This is a genomic window from Stenotrophomonas sp. TWI819 (assembly GCF_039673075.1).
Lineage (GTDB): Bacteria > Pseudomonadota > Gammaproteobacteria > Xanthomonadales > Xanthomonadaceae > Stenotrophomonas > Stenotrophomonas rhizophila_B.
Map to the genome: position 1 here is coordinate 36,930 of NZ_JBDJKY010000001.1, position 23,450 is coordinate 60,379.

The following is a 23,450-nucleotide window of genomic DNA, read 5'->3' on the forward strand; positions in this document are numbered from 1 at the left end:
GGCCCAGCTACGGCGCGACGACGTCAGTCGAAGCGCCAGCGTACGCCGGCATACACACCACGCCCATCACCGGGCGTCGAGCGCGCGACATCCTTGCCCGCATCGTCGTAGCCCGGCGTGACCGTGGCGGCGTAGTGGCGGTCGGTCAGGTTGCGCAACTCCGCCCAAGCCTGCCAGCGACCGCCGGGGGCGTCGTAGCCGATGCGGGTGCCGAAGATCACGTGGCTGTCGGCGGCCATGCTGTTGGCATAGTCGACGAACATCTTCGACGCGTACTCGGTGTTGAGCCCGGCATAGAAGCCGGCCGGGTGGTCGTAGCGCAGTTCGGCCTGGTAGTAGTGACGCGGCAGGCCGGGCAGGCGGTTGCTGCCGAAGCGCGCATCATCGCGGTAGCGGAAGTCGCTGAAGGTGTAGGCCTGGCGCAGCGACAGCCGGCCGCCGATGCCCTGCCAGAGCGCACTGTCCAGGCCGGCTTCGATGCCGCGGTGCACGGTCGGGCTGGCGTTGGATTCGGCGATGAACAGGTTCGGCACCGGCTGCACTTCCACGGTGAGCAGTTCGTGGTTGAGCCGTGCGTAATAGCCGGTCAGTTCCCAGCGGCCGAGCGCGCTGTCGCCGCGCGCACCGAGTTCCAGCGTGGTCGCGGTCTGGTTGTCCAGTTCCACCGGCGCGCGCTGGCGGCCCGTGGAGGCACCGTTGCCGGCGGCGAAATACTTGTTCGAGCCCCAGATCATCGACCACGGGTGGGCCGGTTCCACCGAGCGGCTCAGGTTGCCGAACCACTGCGTCTGCGGCGTCTGCTGCCAGGTGAAGCCCAGCCGCGGCGCGTAATCCCACTGGCGCTCGGACAATTTCTCTGCCGTCGTCGGCCAGCTGACCTGCACATCGCGGCGGGTGTGGATCAACGCCAGGCCGGTCTGCAGGCGCAGCGTGTCGCTCAGCGCCAGATCGTTGCCGATGTGCAGCACGCTGTCGGTGCCGTAATGCTCAAAGTCGCGGGTGTGCGTGCCGGCCGCGTATCCGTTGCTGGAAAAGCGCAGGGTCTCGCGCACGTTGGCATCCAGATCGTGGGTGACGCGCAGGCCGATCGTAGTCACGCTGTCATGCCCGAACAGCGCGTGCCGGCGGCGGTAGTCCAGCGTGCCGTTGAGGTTGGCGTAGTTCAGCTGCTGGCGGTACAGGCTCTCGTTCAAGTCCATCGGGTACTTGTGATACACGAGGCCCGCCTGCAGCGATGAATCGTCATCGATCGTGTAGGTAGTGGTGTTGCCGAACCAGGTGCTGCCCGGCTGCGGGCGGCGCGCATCGATGGCCACGTTGGCCGGATTGGCGGCGCGGGGGGCGTTGCGGATCTGCGCGCGGGTGAGGCGTCCCGGGGTTTCGTGATCGGTCTCGCGGTAGCGCAGGAAGAAGCGCGTCTCCAGTTGCGGCGTGAGCTGCCAGCCGATGTTGGCCACCGCACCCTTGCCCTTGCCGGTGGCGTGCTGCTGATAGCCGTCGTACTCGGTGTCGCTGTAGGCGATGAAGTAGTCGACCGCGTCCCGCACGCCACCCAGGCTGATCGCGCGCTTCTGGTAACCGCGTGCGCCGGCTTCGTAGTGCAGCTCGAGCCCGGGCGTATCGCGGCCGCTGCGGGTGATGTAGTTGATCGCACCGCCCAAGGCCAGCGCGCCGCGCTCGAACCCGTTGGCACCCCGCAGCACTTCGACGCGGCTCAGCCACAGCGGCTCCAGCAGCTCGTACGGCGTGCCACCCGGGCCGGTCAGCGGCAGACCATCCAGCGAGACCGACAGGCCGGAGGCATGCGCACCCGGCGCCCGGTTGAGGCCCGAACCGCGGATGGAGACCTTGACGCCTTCATTGCCGGCGCTCTGCGCGCTGATGCCGGGCTGGTAGGCGAGTACATCGGCCGTGCCGGCAACGCGGCCCTGGCCGACCTGCGTCATATCGACAACGTTACCTGCGCCGGGGACCCGGTCGAGCGCGCGGCGCGCAGCCTCGGTGGCGTCGGCGGCGGTGACGTTCACCGCATCCAGGGTGACCGCCTGACCGGCGGGCGCGGCATGGGCGATGTCGGTGGTGGCAAGGCTGGCCAGCAAGGCAGCGGCGAGCAGGGACAGGGCAGGGGCGGTGGAGCGATTCGGGAGAGCAGTCATTCGTGCGCGGTATCAGTGCGGACACGGCCCACGTCGCCGCGGCACCCTGTCAACTTCATGTGGGGCGCGCAAGTTAACAGGATGTGGGGGTGTTCGTCACCCTTGTGGGGCGTATGGGTGACGAACGCCGACGGCGGGATGTCCGTAGTGCCGGCCGCTGGCCGGCTCGCCAGGATCTACGCGATCCCGTCGCGTGAGAACCATGATTGCCTGGCTGCCGGCCAGCGGCCGGCACTACGTGTTATTTCGGTGACTGCCGGCCAGCGGCCGGCATTACCGGGCCGCTGCCAGCGCTTTCGACTTGGCGTACAGCCGTTCGGCCTGCTTCGCGTCGCCCAAGGCGGCATACGTTTCTGCCAGGCTGTCCCAGGCATTGGCCGAGCGCGGGAACAGCGTCGCGTTGAAGGCGAACAGCGGCAGCGCGGTAGCATGGCCCAGGTTCTCGGCCACCGCGTATCCCACGCGGTTGATGTCCTGCTCCAGCATCGGCTGATCACCGCGCCCGGTAGTGATGAGCCACTGGTTCAACGCGGTTGTGCGTGCGGCCGTCTGGGGCTCCAGTGCGTAGGTGATCAGCCTTTCCGACAGGGCCTCGCGAGGGAACTGCATCGGGGCCACCACTGCCATGGTGCTGTCCACCAGCGTGCGCGACCACACATTCTTCGCACTGCCGTTGGTGAGGTAGATGAAGCTGTAAGTGTCCCCGGCCAGGCCGTCGGTGAAGGCTATCCGCGCCCGTACCCGCGTGCCACCGTCATGCCCCACGAAGCGGTAGTCGCCGCTTTCTTCGAATTCCCAACCCGTGGAGAAGCCGCTGCGTTGTCCGCTGCTCAGCAGCTGTGGCTGCCACAGCTGCTGCAGCGTGGCACGACCCACCAGCTCACCACGGGTCAGGGCCAGCAGGAAGCGGTCCAGATCACCGACGGTTGTATGCAGCGCGGCATGCCCGTAGGCATAGGATGGCCAGGCGATGTCGTCTTCGCGCTGCAGGGCGCCCTGCTTGCCGATGTAGGCGATGGCGATCTCGTGGCGCGCATCCGTCGCCGGGCCGAGCGAGGTATGCGTCATCGACAGCGGTCGCAGCACGCGGTCTCGTACGATCTGCGCATAGGGCTGCTGGTATTGCGCTTCCAACAGCGCGGTGAGGACCAGATAGTTGGTCTGCGTGTACCGGTTGGCAGTGCCCGGCGTGAACTGCAGTGGCGTGCTTGCGAGTGCATTGAACACCTCCGCCGGCGTGGCCGGGAAGCGGTTGCCCTGCGAGGTGATCACCTCACCATCCCGGTACTGGAAGTACTCGGGAACGCCGGACGCATGGTTGAGGAACTGCCGCACGGTGATCGCCTGCCAAGCCTCGGGCAGATCGGGAAGATAGCGGCTGGCCGGTGCATCCAGCTCGACTCTGCCGGCCTCCACCCGTTGCATGACCAGGGTGCTGACCAGCAGTTTGGCCAGGGAGTAAGCATTGAACACCGTTTCGGCGGTCACCGCCCGATGCGTGGTGACGTCGGCCTCTCCGGCGACGGCCTGCACGAGAAGCGCGCCGTTGTGCCGTATCAGCACCGACTGCCCGGCGATGCCATAGCGCTCTGCGTTTGTGTGGAGTTGCCGGGTGATCCGGGCGTCTAACTCCGCGGCGCGCACGGTGCCGGACGGCGTCGATACCGCGAGCAGCAGGACCGCGACAAAGGCGAAACGACGCATTGCGGGCATCCTCGTGGGTGAGCCCGCACAGTAGGAAGCGCTGGCACCCCGGTCAATGCGGCGGAAGTCACCCCCGGTCGTGAAAGGCCCCGACCGTCGGCCGGGGCCGACCCGCATCAGCCCAGAATCCCAGGCAGATCCAGCCCCTTTTCCTTAGCGCAGTCCACCGCGATCGCATACCCCGCGTCGGCATGCCGCATCACGCCGGTGGCCGGGTCGTTCCACAGCACGCGCGCGATGCGCTTGGCCGCCGCTTCCGTACCGTCGCAGACGATGACCATGCCCGAATGCTGCGAGAAGCCCATGCCGACGCCGCCGCCGTGGTGCAGGGATACCCAGGTGGCACCGCTGGCGGTATTGAGCAGGGCGTTGAGCAGCGGCCAGTCGGAGACGGCATCGGAGCCGTCCTGCATGGCCTCGGTCTCGCGGTTGGGCGAGGCGACGCTGCCCGAATCCAGGTGATCACGGCCGATCACCACCGGCGCCTTCAGTTCGCCATTGGCGACCATCTCGTTGAAGGCAAGGCCCAGTCGATCACGATCGCCCAGGCCAACCCAGCAGATCCGCGCGGGCAGGCCCTGGAACTTGATCTTTTCGGCGGCCATGTCCAGCCAGCGGTGCAGGTGCGGGTTGTCCGGGATCAGCTCCTTGACCTTGGCGTCGGTCTTGGCGATGTCTTCCGGATCGCCGCTCAGCGCGGCCCAGCGGAACGGGCCGATGCCGCGACAGAACAGCGGGCGGATGTAGGCGGGCACGAAGCCGGGGAAGTCGAAGGCATCTTCCACGCCTTCTTCCAGCGCCATCTGGCGCAGGTTGTTGCCGTAATCCACGGTCGGTACGCCGAGCGAGTGGAAACCGAGCATGGCGCGGATGTGGTTGGCCATAGATTCGCGCGCGGCGGCTTCCACTTCCTTCGGGGCGGAGACGCGCTTGTCGTCCCATTCTTCCACCGTCCAGCCCTGCGGCAGGTAGCCGTTGACCGGGTCGTGCGCCGAGGTCTGGTCGGTCAGCAGGTCCGGCTTCACGCCGCGGATCAGCAGCTCGTCCAGCACGTCGGCAACGTTGCCGAGCAGGCCCACCGAGAGCGGCTTCTTGGCGGTGCACGATTCCTCGATAAGCCGCAGTGCTTCGTCGAGGTCGTCGGTCCAGGTGTCCAGATAGCCGGTACGCAGGCGCATCTCGATGCTGCTCTTGCGGCACTCCACCGCCAGGCACGAGGCGCCGGCCATCACCGCAGCCAGCGGCTGCGCGCCGCCCATGCCGCCCAGCCCGCCGGTGAACAGCCATTTGCCGGCCAGGCTGCCGTTGTAGTGCTGGCGGCCCATTTCCACGAAGGTCTCGTAGGTGCCCTGCACGATGCCCTGCGCGCCGATGTAGATCCAGCTGCCGGCCGTCATCTGGCCGTACATGGCCAGGCCCTTCTTATCGAGCTCGTTGAAGTGGTCCCAATTGGCCCAGCGCGGCACCAGGTTGGAGTTGGCGATCAGCACCCGCGGGGCGTCCACGTGGGTACGGAACACACCGACCGGCTTGCCGGACTGCACCAGCAGGGTCTGGTCATCCTCCAGCCGCTGCAGCGTCTCGACGATCTTGTCGTAGCTTTCCCAGTCGCGCGCGGCGCGGCCGATGCCGCCATAGACCACCAGCTCCTGCGGGCGCTCGGCCACGTCCGGGTGCAGGTTGTTCATCAGCATGCGCAGCGGGGCTTCGGTCAGCCAGCTCTTGCAGGTCAGCGTGGTGCCGGTCGGGGCGAGGATGGTGCGGGTGGAATCGAGACGGGTCATGCAGCACTCCGGGACGTAGCGAAGTCGAGACAGGCATCGAGCACCTGCTGCAGCGTGGCGCGCAGCGGGTCGGCGTGATCGGGATCCAATGGCGTGGGCCAGCTGTGCTCATCCACGGCCTCGGGCTCGTGCATGTAGCCGCGGCAGGCCAGCTCCATCTGCAGCGTGTGCACGCCGCCGGGGATGTCGCTGTAATGGCGGGTGATGTAGCCGCCCTTGAAGCGGCCGTTGCGCACATGGCTCATGCCGCTCATCGCGCACAGATTGTCGACCACGTCGGTCAACGCGTTGTCGCAGGTGGTATCGCCGTTGGTGCCGAGGTTGAACTGTGGCAGCTGGCCATCGAACAGGTGCGGGATGTGCGAGCGGATCGAGTGCGCGTCGTACACCACCACGGTGCCGTGCAGGGCACGCAGGCGCGCGATCTCCGCGGCGAGGGCGTCGTGGTAAGGCGCGAACCAGGTATCGCGGCGGCGCGCGATCTCCGCCTCGTCCGGGCCGTGGCCATCGCGGTACAGCGGCTGGTTGTCGAAGGTGGTCAGCGGGCACAGGCCGGTGGTGTTCTGGCCCGGGTACAGCGAGGTGCCGCTGGGATCGCGGTTGACGTCGATGACCGAGCGCGACACCGCGGTGCGCACCGTCGTGGCGCCCATCTGCTGCGCGAAGCCGTACAGCTCATGCACCCACCAGTCGGCGTCGCGGCGGGCCAGCCACGGCGACACGAACTGCGCGGCCAGTGCATCGGGCAGCTCGGTGCCGGTGTGCGGGAAGCTGACGATCAACGGCACATCGCCGCGGTGGATCTGCAGCCAATCCGGTTGGGAAGTCATGCCAGCGGCTCCAGTGGCGGCAGGATGTCGTCCAGCCCGGCAGCCAGCACGCCACTGCGCACCAGGTCGGTCGCGGCCACCATGTCCGGGTGGAAGTAACGGTCGTCTTCCAGCGTCGGCACCTGCGCGCGCAGGCGCTGGCGTACGGCTTCCAGTGCATCGCTGGAGCGCAGCGGGGCATGGAAATCGCAGCCCTGTGCAGCGGCGAGCAGCTCGATGCCGATCACGTTGGCGGCGTTCTCGGCCATCGCCATCAGGCGGCGCGCACCGTGTGCGGCCATCGAGACGTGGTCTTCCTGGTTGGCCGAGGTCGGGATCGAGTCGACGCTGGCCGGATAGGCGCGCTGCTTGTTTTCCGAGACCAGCGCCGCGGCAGTGACCTGCGGAATCATGAAGCCGGAATTCAAGCCGGGCTTCGGGGTGAGGAAGGCCGGCAGCCCGGACAGGGCCGGGTCGACCAGCATCGCGGTGCGGCGCTCGCTGATCGAGCCGATCTCGCACACGGCCATCGCCAGCATGTCCGCCGCGAACGCGACCGGTTCGGCGTGGAAGTTGCCGCCACTCAGTGCCTCGTTGGTATCGGTGAATACCAGCGGATTGTCGGACACACCGTTGGCTTCGATCGCCAGCGTGGTGGCGGCCTGGCGCATCACGTCGAACGCGGCGCCCATCACCTGCGGCTGGCAGCGCAGGCAGTACGGGTCCTGCACGCGCACGTCGTTGTCGCGGTGCGATTCGCGGATCGCCGAGCCCTGCATCAGGGTGCGCAGCGCCGCCGCGGTGGCGATCTGCCCGCGCTGGCCACGGATGCTGTGGATGCGCGGGTCGAACGGGGTGTCCGAGCCCTTGGCCGCTTCCACCGACAGCGCACCGGTGACCAGTGCCGCGCGGAACACGGTGTCGATCGCGAACAGACCAGCCAGTGCATAGGCGGTGGAGTACTGGGTGCCGTTGAGCAGGGCCAGGCCTTCCTTCGCGCCCAGTACCAGCGGGGCCAGGCCGACCTTGGCCAGCGCCTCGGCCGCCGGCAGGCGCTCGCCCGCCACGAAGGCTTCGCCGACGCCGATCATCACGCTGGCCAGGTGCGAGAGCGGGGCCAGATCGCCGGAGGCACCGACCGAGCCCTGGCACGGAATCACCGGAATGAAATCGTGTTGCAGGAAGGCTTCCAGCAAGGCCAGCGTCTGCGGGCGGATACCGGAGGCGCCCTGCGCCAGGCTGGCCAGCTTCAACGCCATCATCAGGCGCACCACGGGGGCCGGCATGGGCTCGCCGACGCCGGCCGCATGCGAGAGCACGATATTGCGCTGCAGGGTTTCCAGGTCGTCGCGCTCGATGCGCACGCTGGCCAGCTTGCCGAAGCCGGTGTTGATGCCGTACACCGGCGCGCCCTTGGCGACGATGTCGGCCACGGTCTGCGCACTGCGCAGCACGGCCGCGGCCGAGGTCGGGTCCAGCCGCACCCGCGCGCCGTCATGGATCGCGCGCCATTGCGCCAACGTGACGGCGCCGGGGTGCAGGGTCAGGGTAGTGCTCATGAAATCTCCAGACATCACTAGATTCAGACGGGTTGGCCGCGCATCACGCGGCTGTGCAGAGGGTTGAAACCCATGCGGTAGACGAGGTCGGCAGGCGCCTCGATGTCCCACAGGGCGAGGTTGCAGTCCAGGCCGACGGCGAGCCGGCCGATCCGGTCCTGGCGGCCAAGGGCGCGCGCCGCTTCACGGGTGAAGCCGGCGATGCACTCCGCCACGGTCATGCGGAACAGGGTGGCGGCCATGTTCATCGCCAGCAGCGGGCTGGTCAGCGGCGAGGTGCCGGGATTGGAATCGGTGGCCAGCGCCAGCGGCACGCCGGCGGCGCGCAGTGCGGCGATCGGGGGCAGGGTGGTATCGCGGGTGAAATAGAACGCGCCCGGCAGCAGCACGGCCACGGTACCGGCGCTGCGCATGGCGTCGATGCCGTCGGCGTCGAGGTGTTCGATATGGTCGGCCGACAGTGCGCCGTGACGTGCCGCCAGGGCGGCACCGTGCTGGTTGCTGAGCTGCTCGGCATGGATCTTGATCGCCAGCCCGTGCTGCTGCGCGGCGAGGAAGACCTGCTCGGCCTGTGCGGCGCTGAAGGCGATGTTCTCGCAGAACACGTCCACCGCCTCGGCCAGCCCGGCCGCCGCGACCGCCGGAATCATGACGTTGCAGACCTCGTCGATATATTCCTGCGCCTGCCGGCCCGGCGGGATCGCGTGCGCGCCGAGGAAGGTCGGCACGATCTCGACCGCGCGCTGCTGCCCCAGTTCGCGCGCGACCGTCAGCTGCTTGGTCTCGTCGGCCAGGGTCAGCCCGTAGCCGGATTTGATCTCGAGCGTGGTGATGCCTTCGGCCAGCATGGCATCGAGCCGGGGCAGGCTGGCGGCGAGCAGGTCGGCCTCGCTGGCGGCGCGGGTGGCACGCACGGTGGAGACGATGCCGCCGCCGGCGCGGGCGATGTCGGCATAGCTCACGCCCTGCAGGCGCTGTTCGAACTCCCCGGCACGGTTGCCGGCATAGACCAGGTGGGTGTGGCAGTCGATCAGACCGGGGCTGATCCAGCGCCCGGCGCAGTCGGTACGCTGGGCGGGCTGCAGGTGATCGGCAGAACCGGCCGCACCGACATGCATGATGCGCCCATCGGTCGCGGCGATGACGCCATTCTCGATCACGCCCAGGCCCGGGCCGTCGACGGTGATCAGGTTGGCGTGGTACCAGAGGGTGTCACAGTGCATGGCAGCAACCACATCGGTGTATATGTCTATACAATATAGGCGCCTCTTCCGGGATGTCCAGTGATGCCAGCCACCCCCGCACCGATCCTTCGTTTCCACGCCGCTCATGCACTGCTGCCACATGGCTGGGCGCGCGATGTGCGCATCCTCAGCCAGGGCGGCACGCTCCTCGAGGTGACCGAGGGTGTGTCGGCCGAGCCGGGCGATACCGCGCTGGCGATCGCGCTGCCGGGCCTGGGCAACCTGCACAGCCACGCCTTCCAGCGCGGCATGGCCGGGCTCACCGAGATCGGCGGCAACAGCGGCGACAGCTTCTGGAGCTGGCGCGAGCTGATGTACCGCTTCCTGGCGCATCTGCAGCCCGAAGCCATGCAGGCGATCGCTGAGCAGGCCTATGTGGAAATGCTGGAATCCGGCTTCACCCGGGTCGGCGAGTTCCATTATCTGCACCACGGCCTGGATGGGGTGCCCTATGCCAATCGCGCCGAAATGGCCGAACGTATCGCGGCCGCTGCCCACTCCAGTGGCATCGGCCTGACCCTGTTGCCGGTGTTCTACGCGCATGCCGATTTCGGCGGCGCCGCGCCGAATCCGGCCCAGCGGCGGCTGATCCACGATGTCGACGGCTTTGCGGAACTGCTGCAGGCCTGCACGCGCGCGCTGCAGGACCAGGACGATGCGATGCTCGGCTTTGCCCCGCACAGCCTGCGCGCGGTGACCGGCGAGGAACTGTCGGCGCTGCTGCCGCTCACCACCGGGCCCGTCCACATCCACATTGCCGAACAGACCCGCGAGGTCGATGCCTGCGTCGCCTGGAGCGGCATGCGCCCGGTGCAGTGGCTGTACGAACACGCGCCGGTGGATGCGCGCTGGTGTCTGGTGCATGCCACCCACATCACAGAGGTGGAGATGCAGCAGATCGTCGCCAGCCGTGCGGTGGCCGGGCTGTGCCCGATCACCGAGGCGAATCTGGGCGATGGTCTGTTCCCGATGCAGGCCTTCGCGCGTGCCGGCGGCCGGTTCGGGGTCGGCTCGGACTCCAACGTGCTGATCGACGTGGCCGAAGAGCTGCGCCTGCTCGAGTACGGCCAGCGCCTGCAGCTGCGCGGGCGCAATGTGCTGGCCCCGGGCGATGGTCAATCCACCGGCCGCTGGTTGTACGAACAGTCGTTGAACGGTGCCGCGCAGGCCCTGGGCGTGACCACCGGACTGCAGGCAGGCGCACCGGCCGACATCGTTGAACTCGATCCGGACCACCCGGCGCTGATCGCCCGCGATGGCGATGCCTTGCTTGACAGCTGGGTGTTCGCCGCACGTAATGGCGCCGTGCGATCGGTGTGGCGCCAGGGGCGCCAGTGGGTCCGTGATGGTCGCCACCCGCAACGCGAGGCGGTGGCCGCACGGTTTGCCGCGGCACTTCGACCGTTGTTGAGGGTCTGATCCGACCCTCCCATGCAGGAATCCAGAGTGACGGGCAAGAAAGCAGCAACCCTCAATCAGCGCATCCGTGCTGATCTGGAAAGCCGCATCCTCAGTGGACAGTGGGAGCCTGGCTTCCGCATCCCCTACGAACACGAACTGATGGAGCAGTACGGCTGCTCGCGGATGACCGTGAACAAAGTGCTGACCGCGCTGGCCGAGAGCGGCATGATCGAGCGCCGCCGCCGTGCAGGCTCGTTCGTCGCGCGCCAGCCGCCGCACCTGGAACAGGTGGCGCTGGAGATTCCCGACATCGCGATGGCGGTGCAGGCGCGTGGCCATGTCTACGGTTACCAGCTTCTGGAGCGCGCCTACCGGCTGCCGCGTGAGCACGTGGCCGAAGAAACCGCGCTGTCCGGGAGCGAGAAGCTGCTGGCGATCCGCTGCCTGCATCTGGCCGACGGCCGGCCGTTGGCGCTGGAGCACCGCCTGATCAGCCCGGTCGGTGTGCCGGAGGTGCTGGAGGTAAATTTCGAGACCACGGCACCGGGCAGCTGGCTGCTGCAGAACGTCTCCTGGACGCGCGCTCAGCATCGGATCAGCGCCTGGGGCGCGGATGAGGCGGCAGCGACGCTGCTGCAGGTCAAACCCGGCACGGCGTGCCTGGTCATCGACCGTCTTACATGGCGCGGCGAGCAGCCGATCACCTGCGTGCGGCAGATGTTCCTGGGCGATGCCTACGATCTGGTCGCCCGGTTCTCGCCGGGCGCGCGCTGAGCCTTACAGCGTGGTGCACTGCCGCCAGCGGACCGGCTCATCCACGCCGGGGCGTGGGTTGAGCTGGATGCGCACGGTGCGCAGCGCCGGGTAGCGGGTCACTTCCTCGCAGATGAGCGGCCAGATCGTGTCGATCTCGCCGGTGCGGTTGATCGCCAGCGTCTGGCGGGTCAGCCAGATGCCACTGGCCACGCCGGGGTGGGTGGCGACCTTGCGCGACAATTCCTGCTGATAGCGGTCCAGCGTGGCGTTGTCCGGGTTCGCTTCCATTGCAGGCAAGGCGGCGTCGGCAGCGCGATTTTCAGCGGTCCCAGGGGCTGCCGGGGCTGGCGTCGCAGCCGCAGTGGGCCGTGCGTCAGCCGTGGCCGGTGCTTGCGCTGCGGCAGATGTGGCGGCAGCCGGCGGGGCCACCGTGGTTTCGTCCTCGGCCCACTCCTTTTCCAGCCCGGCGGTCAGCGAGCCCAGCCCGACCATCAGGCCCAACGTCGCCGCGCCCAGTGCCGCGATCGAGATACGGCGGAGGGCCTCGCCACGGGCACCGGCCTCGACACGGGCTTCCATGTCGCCCGGCAGGTAGGGCTTCAGCAACGGCCACAGCAGCGGGCCATCGAGGACCTCGACGCTCTGTTTTTCAGCAGCGATGCGACCGTCGCGCTCAACCTTGCCTTCGGTGATCAGGATGCCGCCACGGGCACCGGCCAGGCGCGCGGCGGCGCCCAGTTCGTTCACGGCCGCCGTGCCGATCCGGTAGGCGCGGCCGTGCTTGCAGGAGAGCAGCCAGCGCTGCGGACCGTCGTGCATCAGGAAATCGCTGCGCGGCTCCCGGCTGTCTGCAGTCTCGTCCGGCACATCCTGCAGGCCGCGTCGCTCGTGCATCGCCCGCCGGACGATCAGGGAAAACTCGCGCCAGTGCATCCCTGCCAAGGCGTTCAGGCCGAGCTGGGTCTCCTTCTGCTTCCGTTTGATCAGCCAGAAGTAGGCCGTGGCCAGGAACCAGACAATGAGGGCCAACAGCAGGGCCAGAATCCAGGAGAGCATGCAGGGGGATATGAACAGGGAAGTGCGATAGACAGTTTATATGCGCCTTTGCACGTCTGCGGCGCGTCGTTTTCGCACTTGCCGTGTGTCCGGCGATCACGTCGGTGACGGCCGTCTCACTTTGCGGGTCCTTGCGGTAGCAGCGCCCACAAAAAACCCGCCAATCCAGAGCCGTGAGGGGAGGGAACAAACGGCGGTGGAAGCGATTGGCGGGTCGGTTTCGATTGTCAACAAAGTTGTGCTGCTTTGCAACAATCGATGGGGGCGGTCAGGCGTCGGAGGTGGGCGACTGGTGAGTGCCCGGGGACGGCGCACCGGACGGCGAGGCATTGCGGGCCTCGGCACGGTTGACCCGGGTGTTGAGCGCGTCGATCCGGGCATTGAGCGCGGCGACGTCCTCGGCGGTCGGGATGTGCAGGCGCTTGAGTACGCCCTGGACCCGATCATCGAACGCCTTCTCGACCTTGTCCCAGGTGCCGCTGGCCTTTTCGCGGGCCTCGCCGAGGTGTTCCTCGACATTGTCGCGCCAGCGCGGCGTATCGCCGGTCTGTTCGCGGTTGCGGGCCTCGATGTTCTCGCCTTCCTTGACCAGGTTGTCGAACACTCGGCTACCTTCGGCCTGCGCACGCCCGAAGGCGCCCAGGCCGGCCAGCCAGATCTGCTGGGCCGAATCGGTCAGCTTGCGCGAGAAGCGCTCGGCCTGATCCTGCAGCGAGGGCTTCTCGCCGGGGATGCGATCGTCGAAATCGTTGGGTGCATTCATGGGGCGATCCCTTGGGTGGACACCCTTGGATCGTATGCATCGCCGGCTTCAAGCGATGTGATGGCCGGCGCCGTTGTGGCGCCGGGCCGGGCGTCGGTTCAGCCGAGCTTTTCTTTGAGCACGCGCTGGATCTCGCTTTCCACCATGCCCTTCATGGCCGAGAGCAGGAAGCCGAGCTTGGCGGTGACCTGCACTTGGCCGGGCTGCAGCGCGATCGCGCCATCCACACCGGAGCCGTTGAAGTTCAGCACGTCACCGACCCAGTTCGATTGCAGGCCGAAACGTTCGGACAGTTTGGCGGCGACTTCTTCGATGGCTTTGCGCGCGTTTTCGGCGGGCAGGGTGTGGGCGTGACGGATATCGATGGTGGACATGCGGGCTCCTGGCGGGCAACGGCGCGGATTTGGGCGTGCATTGTGCGCATCCTCAGGCACAACTCCAAGGTCTGCGTCACACTTCTTCTTCCCTGACATTCAACCTGCTAGGCTGCGCCGCGTGCAGAACCTGCTAGTTCACTTTACTCAACGCCAACATCCCGACCAGCCCCTGCGGCCCGGGGTGCAGCGCATCGTGCGTCATGCATCGGGCACCGTCCGGCTTGGCGATGACACGCCCGGCACCTTGTTGCTGGCCCAGTTCTGCCTGGACGACCGTGGCCTGTGGCTGCAGGTCGCCAACGGAATCCGTGGCATCCACGTCAACGGTCGCCCGGTGCGCCGGATGGCGCTGCTGCGCGCCGGCGACGCCGTTTACGCTGACGGCGTGGAGATGGTGGTGCAGGGCGATTGCGAGGCTGTCGTCCATGCGCCGCCGCGCAGCGATGAGGGCGGCGACGACCAGCGCCTGTTGCGCGGGGTCGGCGGCCAGCACCACGGGCGCAGCTTCACCCTTGATCGCCCGCGCGTGATCGGGCGGGGGCCGGAGGTGGACATCGTCATCGACGACCCTGCCTTCGCCGAACAGCACGCTCGTCTGGAGCAGCACGGGGAGCGCCTGCTGCTGCGCGACCTGGGCGCTGGCGAGTCGACGCGGGTCAATGGCGTCACCGTTCGCCATTGCTGGCTGCAGCCGGGCGACCAGCTGGTCTTCGATGCCCAGCATCGCTTCGTGCTCGAAGTCCCACACGACGGCCGCAAGCGCATCGTGATCGAAGAAGAGGACGACGGCTTCGACGCACGTCAGCGCCCGGAACCGGTGGCTGCGCCCAAGCGGGTGAGTCGCTGGCCGTGGCTGTTGGCCAGTGCGTTGCTGCTGGCCGCAGCGCTGAGCGGGCTGCTCTGGTTTGGCGCGAGGTAGTGCCGGCCGCTGGCCGGCAACCAGGCACGCCTCGGGTGGGCCATTAGATTCGTTTGCAACCAAATTCGCCTTGTGCTGCAAGGCCTAAAGGCTGGTGCGCTGCGGCATACTAGGGGTCTTGCCCCATAGGTGTGACATGACGCGCGCGTTCAATTTCAGTGCCGGCCCTGCAACGTTGCCGGAATCGGTCCTGCGCCAGGCGCAGGAAGAGATGTTGGAGTGGAACGGCGCGGGCGCCTCCATTGTCGAAATGAGCCACCGCGGCCCGGAGTTCATGGCCGTCGCCGCTCAGGCCGAGGCCGATCTGCGTCGCCTGATCGGCATCCCGGACGACTACGCGGTGCTGTTCCTGGCCGGTGGCGCCACCACCCAGCAGGCCCTGCTCGCACTCAACTTCGCCCACCCCGGCCAGACCGTGGATTACGTGCTCACTGGGCACTGGGGCAAGACCGCGATCAAGCAGGTCAGCCCTTACGTCACGGTCAATGTCGCCGCGAGCAGCGAAGCCAATGGCTTCCATGACATCCCGGCGCGCGCCAGCTGGCAGCTCTCCGATGACGCGGCCTACGTGCACATCACCGCCAACGAAACCATCCACGGGGTGGAGTTCCGTGACACCCCGGACGTGGACGCTGTGCCGCTGTTCGCCGATTTCAGCTCCTCGATCGCCAGCGAGCCGTTGGATGTCAGCAAGTACGGCTTGATCTATGCCGGCGCGCAGAAGAACCTCGGCCCGGTCGGCGTGTCGGTGGTGATCGTGCGCCGCGACCTGCTCGAGCGCAGCGGTCAACCGCGCGCGGACATCTTCGATTACCGCTCGCACGTCGCCCGCGATTCCATGCTCAACACCCCGCCGACCTGGAACTGGTACCTGGCCGGCCTGGTGTTCCAGTGGATGCTGGCCGAAGGCGGCGTGGAGGAATTCGCGCGCCGCAACGCGGTCAAGTCGGGCCTGATCTACGGGGCGATCGACCAGTCCGGCGGCTTCTACCGCAATGAGGTCGTGCCGGCCGCACGCTCGCGCATGAACATCCCCTTCTTCCTGCCCGACGACACGCTCAATGCTCGTTTCGTCAGTGAATCCAAAGCGGCCGGCCTGCTGGCGCTGAAGGGCCACAAGGCGGTCGGCGGCATCCGTGCCTCGCTGTACAACGCCCTGCCGGTGGAGGGCGCGCAGGCGCTGGCCGCCTTCATGCGCGATTTCCAGCAACGCAACGGCTGACGCATTCGTTTTTCCCGGGGCGCTCGCCGCCCCACTGCACTTGGAACCCAGATGGCCACCAAACCCGCCAAGCCCAAGGCTGCCAAGCCGGCACCGACCCCGCCCAAGGCGGCTGCCCCCGCGAAGAAGGCCAAGGCCGCCAAGCGCGATGCCGCGCCGGCGGTTGCCGCGCCCGTGCTGTCGGATGTGCGCGCCAAGATCGACCATATCGACCGCAGCATCCAGGCGCTGATTGCCGAGCGCGCCAACTTCGCCCACCAGGTCGGCAAGGCCAAGGGCAAGCTCGCTGCCGCCGTGGATTACTACCGCCCCGAGCGCGAAGCGCAGGTGCTGCGCATGGTGGTGGACCGCAACGAGGGCCCGCTCAGCGATGAAGTGCTGGTCCACGTCTACCGCGAAATCATGTCCGCCTGCCTGGCCCAGCAGGAGCCGCTGAAGATCGGTTACCTCGGCCCGGAAGGCACCTTCAGCCAGCAGGCCGTGCTCAAGCACTTCGGCCGCTCGGCGCTGGGCCTGCCACTGGCCAGCATCGAAGAAGTGTTCCAGGAAGTGGAAGCGGGCAACGCCGATTTCGGCGTGGTGCCGGTGGAGAACTCGGGGCAGGGCACCATCCAGATCACCCTGGACATGTTCCTGACCTCCAACCTGAAAATCTGCGGTGAAGTGGAACTGCGCGTGCAGCAGTACCTGATGTCGCGTAGCGGCCGGCTGGAGGATGTCGAGCGTGTCTACGGCCACCCGCAGTCGTTCATGCAGACCTCCTCGTGGCTGCGCGCCAACCTGCCCAAGGCCGAGAAGGTGCCGGTCTCCAGCAATGCCGAAGGCGCGCGCCGCGCCCGCAATGCCGATGATGCCGCCGCGATTGGTGGCGAGAGCGCCGGGCATGTGTACGGCCTGAAGAAAGTGGTGACCAAGCCGATCCAGAACGACGCGGACAACACCACGCGTTTCCTGGTCATCGGCCGCAACATCTTCCCGACCTCCGGCCATGACCGCACCTCGGTGCTGGTGTTCATCCACGACAAGCCCGGTGCGCTGTTCGATGTGCTCAGCCCGTTCGCGCGGCATGGCATCAGCATGAACCGGATCGAGTCGCGCCCCTCGCACAACGCCAAGTGGGAGTACGGTTTCTTCATCGATCTGGCCGGCCATGTCGACGACGAAGCGATGCAGGCGGCCCTGGCCGAACTGAAAGCCCACTCGGCGCAGATCAAGATCCTCGGCTCCTATCCGGTCGCCGTGCCCTGATCCGACCGGCGTAGCCGCCTCGCGCGCTGCGCCCGGCCCGGCGCCCCTAGGGGCGCTGCGGCTTCTCCCGTACACCGTTGCATCGCCGCTGCGGCGGCCCGCCCCCTAGGATTTCCCATGACCGCATCTCCGTACTGGATCGCCCACAAGGGCCAGCCCCTGCAGGGCAGCCTGACCATTCCCGGTGACAAGTCCGTCTCGCACCGCTCGGTGATGTTTGCCGCGCTGGCCGATGGCGTGTCGCTTATCGATGGCTTCCTGGAAGGCGAAGACACCCGCGCCACCGCGGCGATCTTTTCGCAGATGGGCGTGCGCATCGACACCCCGTCGCCCTCGCAGCGCATCGTGCACGGCGTCGGCGTGGATGGCCTGAAGGCACCGAGCGCCCCGCTGGATTGCGGCAATGCCGGCACTGGCATGCGTCTGCTGGCTGGGCTGCTGGCTGCACAGCCCTTCGATTCGGTGATGGTCGGCGATGAATCGCTGTCGCGCCGCCCGATGCGCCGCGTGACCGGTCCGCTGGCCGAGATGGGCGCGAAGATCGATACCGAGGCTGACGGCACGCCGCCGCTGCGCGTGCATGGCGGCCAGGCGCTGCACGGCATCACGTTCGCCTCGCCGGTGGCCAGCGCGCAGGTCAAATCCGCCGTGCTGCTGGCCGGTCTGTATGCCGATGGCGAAACGTCTGTCACCGAGCCGCACCCGACCCGCGATTACAGTGAACGCATGCTGCGTGCATTCGGCGTGGAGATCGACTTTTCGCCGGGCAAGGCACGCCTGCGCGGTGGCCAGCGCCTGCGCCCGACGGATATCGTGGTGCCGGCCGATTTCTCCTCGGCGGCGTTCTTCCTGGTGGCGGCGAGCGTCATCCCGGGTTCCGAACTGCGCCTGCGTGCCGTGGGCCTCAACCCGCGCCGTACCGGGCTGCTGGCGGCGCTGCGCCTGATGGGCGCGGACATCACCGAAGAAAACCATGCCGAGCAGGGTGGGGAAGCGGTGGCCGATCTGGTGGTGCGCTACGCACCGCTTCACGGTGCCGAGATTCCCGAAGCGCTGGTGCCGGACATGATCGATGAGTTCCCGGCCTTGTTCGTCGCAGCGGCCGCGGCACAGGGCAACACGGTGGTGCGCGGTGCAGCCGAACTGCGGGTCAAGGAATCGGACCGTCTGGCTGCGATGGCAACCGGCCTGCGCACTCTGGGCGTGCAGGTGGATGAAACCGATGACGGCGCGACGATCCACGGCGGCGCCGTGCTTGGCAGCGGCACCATCGAGAGCCACGGCGATCACCGCATCGCGATGGCCTTCGCGATTGCCGGCCAGCTCAGCAGCGGCGAGGTGCGCGTCAATGACATCGCCAACGTAGCGACGTCCTTCCCCGACTTCGATGGCCTGGCGACCGGCGCGGGTTTCGGGCTTCGCGCTGGCTGAGGTAGCGCCGCGTTCGGTCCGGCTCCTTGCGGCACGAAAAAAATGCGGCACAAAAAAGGGAGGCCATTGGCCTCCCTTTTCGTTCCCGCGTCAGCGCATCACCTCAGCGCTCGGTACGGAAATCCACCGGCACGCGCACTACGCTGGCCACGGCGCGGCCATTGTTCATGGCCGGCTCGAACTTCCAGTCGCGCACGGTGGTCAGCACGGCGCGATCCAGATCGCGGTCACGCGTACCGGTACGCTGCACGATGCTGGCATCGGTCACCTGGCCACGCGTATCCACGTTGAGGCTGGCCACCACGCTGCCCTGCACGCCGCTACGCAGGGCAGTGCGCGGGTAGGCCGGCTTGGCGTTGCTTGCCAGCGGACGGGCCTCACGGTTGCGCACGGCCGGGGTTGCCTTGCGCTGCGCCGCGGCCGGGGCCGCCTGTTGCGCAGCCGGGGCGGGCGCGGTCGCCACGGGGGCAGTCTCGGTCGTCGGCAACATGCGCTGGCCCACTGGCGCGTCATTCGTATCGCCCGGGGTGGCATACCGCAACCACACCAGCGCGGCGGCGAACATCGCCACGATCAACGCTACCCACAACCAGGGTGAGGAGCGGCGATTGCGGGGTTCATCGATCACGTCGCGCTGGTGCTGCGGCGAGTGGGGCATGTCCGGGGCATGGGTAACACTCATGGCTGACTCCTGGTGTCGATGTGACACCCGCAGTCTTGCCCGTGTGCGGTTGTGGATGTGTCAGCGCAACGTCAACGCGATGACTGCATTCCCATCGGGGTTCAGTTTGCTGAGCCGTTGCACAATCGCCGCACCCGGCGGCGATGAATCACTGCGGCGTGAAGTCGAACGGTACTTCCAGGCTGCCGGGCACTGGCACGCCGTTGCTCTGCGCCGGCTGGAAACGCCAGCGACGCACCGCATCGGACGCCGCGCGGTCAAGATCGCGTGAACCGCTGCGCTGGATCAACGTTACGGCCGAGGGATAGCCGGTAGCATCCACATCCACGCGGACCACCACCGTGCCGCGGTCACCGCGGCGCAATGCGGCGGGCGGGTAGCTCGGCGGCGGCGACTGGTCGGCGATCGGCTGCGGGCGGTCGCTGGGCGCCATGGCCGTCGGCGCGGCAGGCGCGGCGGGTGCAGCCGGGGCGGCCGGCGGTGGCGGCGGGGCGGTTTCCACCAGCTGCGGCTTTTCCTCGTTGACCGGCGGGGCCTTGGCGTCGGGCATGTCGCTGGAGCCGGCGGCCGCGGCCAGCGGCTCCGGCAGCGGCACCACCTCGGCCACCTGGGCGGGGGTCTGCGCGGCCGGGTCGGCCTTGTAGAAGTCGTTGTTGCGGCTGCTCAGCCATACCACCAGGAACAGCAGCAGGCCCACGCCAAAGGCGATCGCGGCGATCACGAGGCTGCGGCGGGGCAGGTGGAAGGTGATGTTCTTGCCAGAAGTCGAGCGGGAAGCAGACATGGGGCATACCGTATGGATCACCGCGATTCTGCCACGCCCGGGATGAACCGGCGGCAGAAAAACGCATAACAGGCGATAATCCCCCTCCGAATCCGTAGACCCCTCTGCCGCCATGCTCGATCCAGCCCTGCTCCGCCAACAGCCCGCCGACCTTGCCGAACGCCTGCGCTCCTCGCGCGGCTTCGAGCTGGATGTCTCCGGGCTGGAGTCGCTGGAAACCGATCGCAAGCGCATCCAGGTGCGCACGCAGGAGCTGCAGAGCCTGCGCAACAGCCGTTCCAAGGCCATCGGCCAGGCCAAGGCCAAGGGCGAAGACGTCACGGCGATCATGGCCGAGGTGGCCGCCTTTGCCGATGAGCTGAAGGCCTCGGAAGTGGCCCTGGATGCGCTGCGCGAGAAGATTGAAGCGATCGCGCTGGGCATTCCGAACCTGCCCGCCGAGGATGTGCCGGCGGGCAAGGACGAGTCGGAGAATGTCGAGCAGAAGCGCTGGGGTACCCCGCGCGCGTTCGATTTCCCGGTGCTTGATCATGTCGAGCTGGGCGCCCGCAACCGTTGGCTGGATGGCGAGACCGCGGCCAAGCTGTCCGGCTCGCGCTTCACCGTGCTGCGTGGCCCGATCGCGCGCCTGCACCGTGCGCTGGCGCAGTTCATGCTCGACCTGCACACCGGCGAGCATGGCTATGAAGAAACCAATGTGCCGGCGCTGGTCAACGCCGAGTCGCTGCGCGGTACCAGCCAGCTGCCGAAGTTCGAGGACGACCTGTTCAAGACCGCCGTGGGCGAGTCCACGCGCTACCTGATCCCGACCTCGGAAGTGCCGCTGACCAACATCGTGCGCGATGAGATCATCGACGCCGAGCAGCTGCCGCTGCGCATGACCGCCCATTCGCTGTGCTTCCGTGCCGAAGCCGGCAGTGGCGGCCGCGACGTGCGCGGCATGATCCGCCAGCACCAGTTCGAGAAGGTGGAGCTGGTCGCCGCGTGCACCCCGGCGCAGAGCGATGAAGAGCACCAGCGCATGACCCGCTGTGCGGAAGTCGTGCTGGAAAAGCTCGGCCTGCCGTACCGCAAGGTGCTGCTGTGCACCGGCGACATGGGCTTTTCGGCCATCAAGACCTATGACCTGGAAGTGTGGCTGCCCTCGCAGGACACCTACCGTGAGATCTCCTCGTGCTCCAACTGCGGTGATTTCCAGGCGCGCCGCATGCAGGCCCGCTGGCGCAACCCGGAAACCAGCAAGCCCGAGCTGCTGCACACGCTCAACGGCTCCGGCGTGGCGGTCGGCCGCGCGATGATCGCGGTGATGGAGAACTACCAGAACGCCGACGGCAGCATCACCGTGCCGGACGCGCTGAAGCCCTACATGGGCGGTGTCGAGATCATCGGTTGATCCAACGCCGTGACGCTTGAAAAAAACCCGCCGGAAGGCGGGTTTTTTGTTGGCGCTACCGGGGCGTCATCGGCGTCAACACGCCCAACGGCACCCAACCAGACGTATCACCGCCCACCACCTCGCACCACACCCAGCCATTGAGCACGCGCTCACCCCGCACGAGCTGGCCCACGTCGACATCCAGTTCGCGCGCGCAATACGCCTCGGCTGCCACGGCATCGCCCTGTGCGTTCCTGCCGATCACCTGTGCGGGCACCCAGCCAGCGTCCTGCCCGGGCGTCTGGCACAGATACCAGTTGTCCCACCCTTCGGGCCCTTGATAACGCTCGCCGACCTGCAGTGCGTCGCCGGGGTGCAGAGTGATCGGGTGCGGGAATTCGCTGCGGTGCATTGCCGTGACGCGATAGTCCATGCGTATCTGGCCGGTTTGGAAGGGCGCTCAGCTTACCGGCGGATGCGATGGAATGACTGTGCTGAATACGACATCTCAGTCGCTTCCCAGAGGGCAGCACGGCATGTGGGAAATGGGAGTGCCGTCCTGTCGGTACAGCTGTCGTGACGAACGTCGCCGGGGACGGCGATGACCATCAAACACCTCGCGCACAACGCTGCCCGGTCCAGCACGCAGAGCGAGGCACGCAGCCGCCGACAGGTGCGCTGTGACCGCCGTCCATCTACGGCCAGACAACGCCAACAGACTTGTCGTCAACGTCAATCTTTCACAGGACACCCCAATGAATGCAGCGGCCACACCCACCCCGCCATCCAACCCTGCCGGTGCCGCCGCGTGGCTGCTGCTGATCATGGCCTGGCTGTGCTTCTTGATCCCGTTCCCGGGGCTCGGCATGTTCGTTGGCTGGCCACTCAACCTGGTCGCTTTCATCCTCGCTATCGTCGCGATGTCCAAGGGCGGCGCGTGGAAGGGCATCGTTCCGCTGGTGCTGTCGCTGATCGCGTCGCCGCTGATTTACTTCGTGGGCGGGGTGGTGTTTGCCGGCACGGTCAGCTCGATGAGCAGGTCAGCCGTTGAGCCGCTCGCGGAGCCGTCGCCTGCCGACGAGCGGAGTGACGGCGATATCAATATCGCGCAGGCCGATGCCGTGGAAGTCGGCGCGCGCCAACTGTATCTGGACTACCAGGCCAACGAGGTCGCGGCCGATGTCCTTTATAAAGGCAAGCAGCTGCTGATCACGGGCGAAGTGGCGGCCATCCAGACGGATTTCATGGACAAACCGCAGGTGCAGCTCAAGGCCGGAAGCAACGAGCAGGTGACAATCTCCGGCCTGTCGCGGGACGAGGCAGGGGCGCTCCTCAAAGGGGACGCCGTGATCGCCGCCTGCACAGGCAACGGGATGCTGCTGAACTCACCGGTCGCGCGGGACTGCGAGCTTCGTTGATCGCAGGTAAAAAATGATGGCCCCGAGAGGGGCCATCAGCACGCACGCACACCGTCACGACGAGGGGGAGGGGGCGGTGTGGCGCGCGACAGCTCAGGCTGCGGCGAGTGCTTCCGGCTGCGGCAGTGCGGCCAGTGCCTGCGCAATCGCATCGCTCCGGTGCTGCGGCGAGTAGGCGATGCCCTCGGCCCGCACGAACTCGACGTTGTCGATGCCGAAGAAGGCGAACACCTGGCGCAGGTACGGATCCTGGAAATCGGTCGGGGCGCCGGTATGCAGGCCGCCGCGGCTGCTGGCCACGATCACGCGCTTGCCGCCGGCCAGGCCCACCGGGCCATTTTCGGTGTACTTGAAGGTGCGGCCGGCCACCGCCAGGCGGTCGATCCACGCCTTGAGGGTGGAGGCGACGCTGAAGTTGTACATTGGGGAGCCGATGACCACCACGTCGGCGGCCAGGAACTGCGCCAGCACCTGTTCGGCGTCGGCCACTTCGGCCGGGTCGGACTGGGCCAGGGACGAGCTGCGCAGATGGGCCACGGGCTGGGCGTCGAGGTCGCGGTAGCTCACTTCCAGGCCCGGCACCTGGTCGCGCCACTGCTGGACCACGGCGGCGGAGAGCTGGCGGGAAACCGAGTTGTCGCCAAGCACGCTGGCATCGATGTGAAGAAGCTTCATGGCAATCACCTGTTATCTGAGGGAGGGGCGGGGCAAGGCGCCGCCGACGGAGATCAGGTTAGGTTGTTGCCTGTTTGGAATAAAGGT

At 67.5% G+C, this 23,450-nt stretch carries 21 protein-coding genes; 8 read left to right on the forward strand and 13 right to left on the reverse strand.

The genetic code is table 11. The features are described 5' to 3' along the window. Positions 1-23 precede the first annotated feature (23 nt). From ABE463_RS00175 to hutI, 6 genes are all read right to left on the reverse strand, one after another. On the reverse strand, positions 24-2,156 hold the full coding sequence (locus ABE463_RS00175) for a TonB-dependent receptor (RefSeq protein WP_346466811.1): 2,133 nt from the start codon (positions 2,154-2,156) through the stop codon (positions 24-26). Positions 2,157-2,429: 273 nt separating this feature from the next. Then, positions 2,430-3,860 (reverse strand): serine hydrolase domain-containing protein, encoded by a 1,431-nt coding sequence (locus tag ABE463_RS00180; RefSeq protein WP_346466812.1) that lies wholly within the window; start codon positions 3,858-3,860, stop codon positions 2,430-2,432. Between the two features lie 116 nt (positions 3,861-3,976). Then, on the reverse strand, positions 3,977-5,644 hold the full coding sequence (gene hutU, locus ABE463_RS00185; protein ID WP_346466813.1) for a urocanate hydratase: 1,668 nt from the start codon (positions 5,642-5,644) through the stop codon (positions 3,977-3,979). Next, on the reverse strand, positions 5,641-6,474 hold the full coding sequence (hutG, locus tag ABE463_RS00190) for an N-formylglutamate deformylase (protein ID WP_346466814.1): 834 nt from the start codon (positions 6,472-6,474) through the stop codon (positions 5,641-5,643). Before hutG ends, hutU begins: the two co-directional genes overlap by 4 nt. Further along, positions 6,471-8,012 carry a histidine ammonia-lyase gene (hutH, locus tag ABE463_RS00195; protein ID WP_121037765.1) on the reverse strand — a complete coding sequence of 514 codons (1,542 nt, stop codon included), beginning with the start codon at positions 8,010-8,012 and terminating at the stop codon, positions 6,471-6,473. Before hutH ends, hutG begins: the two co-directional genes overlap by 4 nt. Before the next feature lie 23 nt (positions 8,013-8,035). Beyond that, on the reverse strand, positions 8,036-9,235 hold the full coding sequence (gene hutI, locus ABE463_RS00200; RefSeq protein ID WP_346466815.1) for an imidazolonepropionase: 1,200 nt from the start codon (positions 9,233-9,235) through the stop codon (positions 8,036-8,038). 63 nt (positions 9,236-9,298) lie between these two features. Between hutI and ABE463_RS00205 the strand changes: the two genes are divergently transcribed. Together ABE463_RS00205 and hutC are read left to right on the forward strand one after the other, a co-directional pair. Then, the gene (locus ABE463_RS00205) at positions 9,299-10,675 is read left to right on the forward strand and encodes a formimidoylglutamate deiminase (protein ID WP_346466816.1); all 1,377 of its coding nucleotides are present in this window, start codon (positions 9,299-9,301) and stop codon (positions 10,673-10,675) included. 27 nt (positions 10,676-10,702) lie between these two features. Next, positions 10,703-11,431 (forward strand): histidine utilization repressor, encoded by a 729-nt coding sequence (gene hutC, locus ABE463_RS00210; RefSeq protein WP_259261633.1) that lies wholly within the window; start codon positions 10,703-10,705, stop codon positions 11,429-11,431. 3 nt (positions 11,432-11,434) lie between these two features. Here the strand turns inward: hutC and ABE463_RS00215 are convergent, their stop codons facing one another. The 3 genes from ABE463_RS00215 to ABE463_RS00225 form a co-directional block, all read right to left on the reverse strand. Then, on the reverse strand, positions 11,435-12,469 hold the full coding sequence (locus tag ABE463_RS00215) for a restriction endonuclease (RefSeq protein ID WP_346466817.1): 1,035 nt from the start codon (positions 12,467-12,469) through the stop codon (positions 11,435-11,437). Between the two features lie 268 nt (positions 12,470-12,737). Continuing rightward, positions 12,738-13,232, reverse strand: a complete 495-nt coding sequence (locus ABE463_RS00220) for a phasin family protein (RefSeq protein ID WP_123729623.1) — start codon at positions 13,230-13,232, stop codon at positions 12,738-12,740. Between the two features lie 98 nt (positions 13,233-13,330). After that, positions 13,331-13,606 (reverse strand): polyhydroxyalkanoic acid system family protein, encoded by a 276-nt coding sequence (locus ABE463_RS00225; RefSeq protein ID WP_259261635.1) that lies wholly within the window; start codon positions 13,604-13,606, stop codon positions 13,331-13,333. 121 nt (positions 13,607-13,727) lie between these two features. Between ABE463_RS00225 and ABE463_RS00230 the strand changes: the two genes are divergently transcribed. The 4 genes from ABE463_RS00230 to aroA all read left to right on the forward strand — a co-directional run bounded on the left by ABE463_RS00230 (position 13,728) and on the right by aroA (position 18,429). Further along, positions 13,728-14,528: an FHA domain-containing protein gene (locus tag ABE463_RS00230; RefSeq protein WP_346466818.1), complete on the forward strand. Its 801-nt coding sequence runs from the start codon at positions 13,728-13,730 to the stop codon at positions 14,526-14,528. A 136-nt stretch (positions 14,529-14,664) separates the two neighbouring features. Continuing rightward, complete coding sequence (gene serC / locus ABE463_RS00235; protein WP_346466819.1) at positions 14,665-15,750, forward strand: 3-phosphoserine/phosphohydroxythreonine transaminase; 1,086 nt, start codon at positions 14,665-14,667, stop codon at positions 15,748-15,750. Positions 15,751-15,801: 51 nt separating this feature from the next. After that, the gene (pheA, locus tag ABE463_RS00240; protein ID WP_346466820.1) at positions 15,802-16,998 is read left to right on the forward strand and encodes a prephenate dehydratase; all 1,197 of its coding nucleotides are present in this window, start codon (positions 15,802-15,804) and stop codon (positions 16,996-16,998) included. A 117-nt stretch (positions 16,999-17,115) separates the two neighbouring features. After that, positions 17,116-18,429, forward strand: a complete 1,314-nt coding sequence (gene aroA, locus ABE463_RS00245) for a 3-phosphoshikimate 1-carboxyvinyltransferase (protein WP_346466821.1) — start codon at positions 17,116-17,118, stop codon at positions 18,427-18,429. Positions 18,430-18,532: 103 nt separating this feature from the next. Here aroA and ABE463_RS00250 read toward each other — a convergent pair whose 3' ends face one another. Then, positions 18,533-19,111: an energy transducer TonB gene (locus ABE463_RS00250; protein ID WP_346466822.1), complete on the reverse strand. Its 579-nt coding sequence runs from the start codon at positions 19,109-19,111 to the stop codon at positions 18,533-18,535. A 148-nt stretch (positions 19,112-19,259) separates the two neighbouring features. Beyond that, positions 19,260-19,895 carry an energy transducer TonB gene (locus tag ABE463_RS00255; protein WP_259261641.1) on the reverse strand — a complete coding sequence of 212 codons (636 nt, stop codon included), beginning with the start codon at positions 19,893-19,895 and terminating at the stop codon, positions 19,260-19,262. Positions 19,896-20,007: 112 nt separating this feature from the next. Between ABE463_RS00255 and serS the strand changes: the two genes are divergently transcribed. Continuing rightward, positions 20,008-21,288, forward strand: coding sequence for a serine--tRNA ligase (gene serS, locus ABE463_RS00260; RefSeq protein ID WP_346466823.1), 1,281 nt, complete (start codon positions 20,008-20,010; stop codon positions 21,286-21,288). Between the two features lie 55 nt (positions 21,289-21,343). Here serS and ABE463_RS00265 read toward each other — a convergent pair whose 3' ends face one another. Continuing rightward, positions 21,344-21,703, reverse strand: coding sequence for an SH3 domain-containing protein (locus tag ABE463_RS00265; RefSeq protein WP_259261643.1), 360 nt, complete (start codon positions 21,701-21,703; stop codon positions 21,344-21,346). A gap of 322 nt (positions 21,704-22,025) precedes the next feature. On the opposite strand from ABE463_RS00265, the gene ABE463_RS00270 reads away from it, so the two are divergent. Continuing rightward, positions 22,026-22,688: a hypothetical protein gene (locus tag ABE463_RS00270; RefSeq protein WP_346466824.1), complete on the forward strand. Its 663-nt coding sequence runs from the start codon at positions 22,026-22,028 to the stop codon at positions 22,686-22,688. A gap of 93 nt (positions 22,689-22,781) precedes the next feature. Here the strand turns inward: ABE463_RS00270 and ABE463_RS00275 are convergent, their stop codons facing one another. Beyond that, positions 22,782-23,363, reverse strand: a complete 582-nt coding sequence (locus ABE463_RS00275) for an NAD(P)H-dependent oxidoreductase (protein WP_259261645.1) — start codon at positions 23,361-23,363, stop codon at positions 22,782-22,784. Positions 23,364-23,450: the final 87 nt, after the last annotated feature.

Coding starts and splice junctions, on each gene's coding strand:
- ABE463_RS00175 (WP_346466811.1), bottom strand. CDS start 2,156: ATGACTGCTCTCCCGAATCGCTCCACCGCCCCTGCCCTGTCCCTGCTC.
- ABE463_RS00180 (WP_346466812.1), bottom strand. CDS start 3,860: ATGCGTCGTTTCGCCTTTGTCGCGGTCCTGCTGCTCGCGGTATCGACG.
- hutU (WP_346466813.1), bottom strand. CDS start 5,644: ATGACCCGTCTCGATTCCACCCGCACCATCCTCGCCCCGACCGGCACC.
- hutG (WP_346466814.1), bottom strand. CDS start 6,474: ATGACTTCCCAACCGGATTGGCTGCAGATCCACCGCGGCGATGTGCCG.
- hutH (WP_121037765.1), bottom strand. CDS start 8,012: ATGAGCACTACCCTGACCCTGCACCCCGGCGCCGTCACGTTGGCGCAA.
- hutI (WP_346466815.1), bottom strand. CDS start 9,235: ATGCACTGTGACACCCTCTGGTACCACGCCAACCTGATCACCGTCGAC.
- ABE463_RS00205 (WP_346466816.1), top strand. CDS start 9,299: ATGCCAGCCACCCCCGCACCGATCCTTCGTTTCCACGCCGCTCATGCA.
- ABE463_RS00215 (WP_346466817.1), bottom strand. CDS start 12,469: ATGCTCTCCTGGATTCTGGCCCTGCTGTTGGCCCTCATTGTCTGGTTC.
- ABE463_RS00220 (WP_123729623.1), bottom strand. CDS start 13,232: ATGAATGCACCCAACGATTTCGACGATCGCATCCCCGGCGAGAAGCCC.
- ABE463_RS00225 (WP_259261635.1), bottom strand. CDS start 13,606: ATGTCCACCATCGATATCCGTCACGCCCACACCCTGCCCGCCGAAAAC.
- serC (WP_346466819.1), top strand. CDS start 14,665: ATGACGCGCGCGTTCAATTTCAGTGCCGGCCCTGCAACGTTGCCGGAA.
- pheA (WP_346466820.1), top strand. CDS start 15,802: ATGGCCACCAAACCCGCCAAGCCCAAGGCTGCCAAGCCGGCACCGACC.
- aroA (WP_346466821.1), top strand. CDS start 17,116: ATGACCGCATCTCCGTACTGGATCGCCCACAAGGGCCAGCCCCTGCAG.
- ABE463_RS00250 (WP_346466822.1), bottom strand. CDS start 19,111: ATGAGTGTTACCCATGCCCCGGACATGCCCCACTCGCCGCAGCACCAG.
- ABE463_RS00255 (WP_259261641.1), bottom strand. CDS start 19,895: ATGTCTGCTTCCCGCTCGACTTCTGGCAAGAACATCACCTTCCACCTG.
- serS (WP_346466823.1), top strand. CDS start 20,008: ATGCTCGATCCAGCCCTGCTCCGCCAACAGCCCGCCGACCTTGCCGAA.
- ABE463_RS00265 (WP_259261643.1), bottom strand. CDS start 21,703: ATGGACTATCGCGTCACGGCAATGCACCGCAGCGAATTCCCGCACCCG.
- ABE463_RS00270 (WP_346466824.1), top strand. CDS start 22,026: ATGAATGCAGCGGCCACACCCACCCCGCCATCCAACCCTGCCGGTGCC.
- ABE463_RS00275 (WP_259261645.1), bottom strand. CDS start 23,363: ATGAAGCTTCTTCACATCGATGCCAGCGTGCTTGGCGACAACTCGGTT.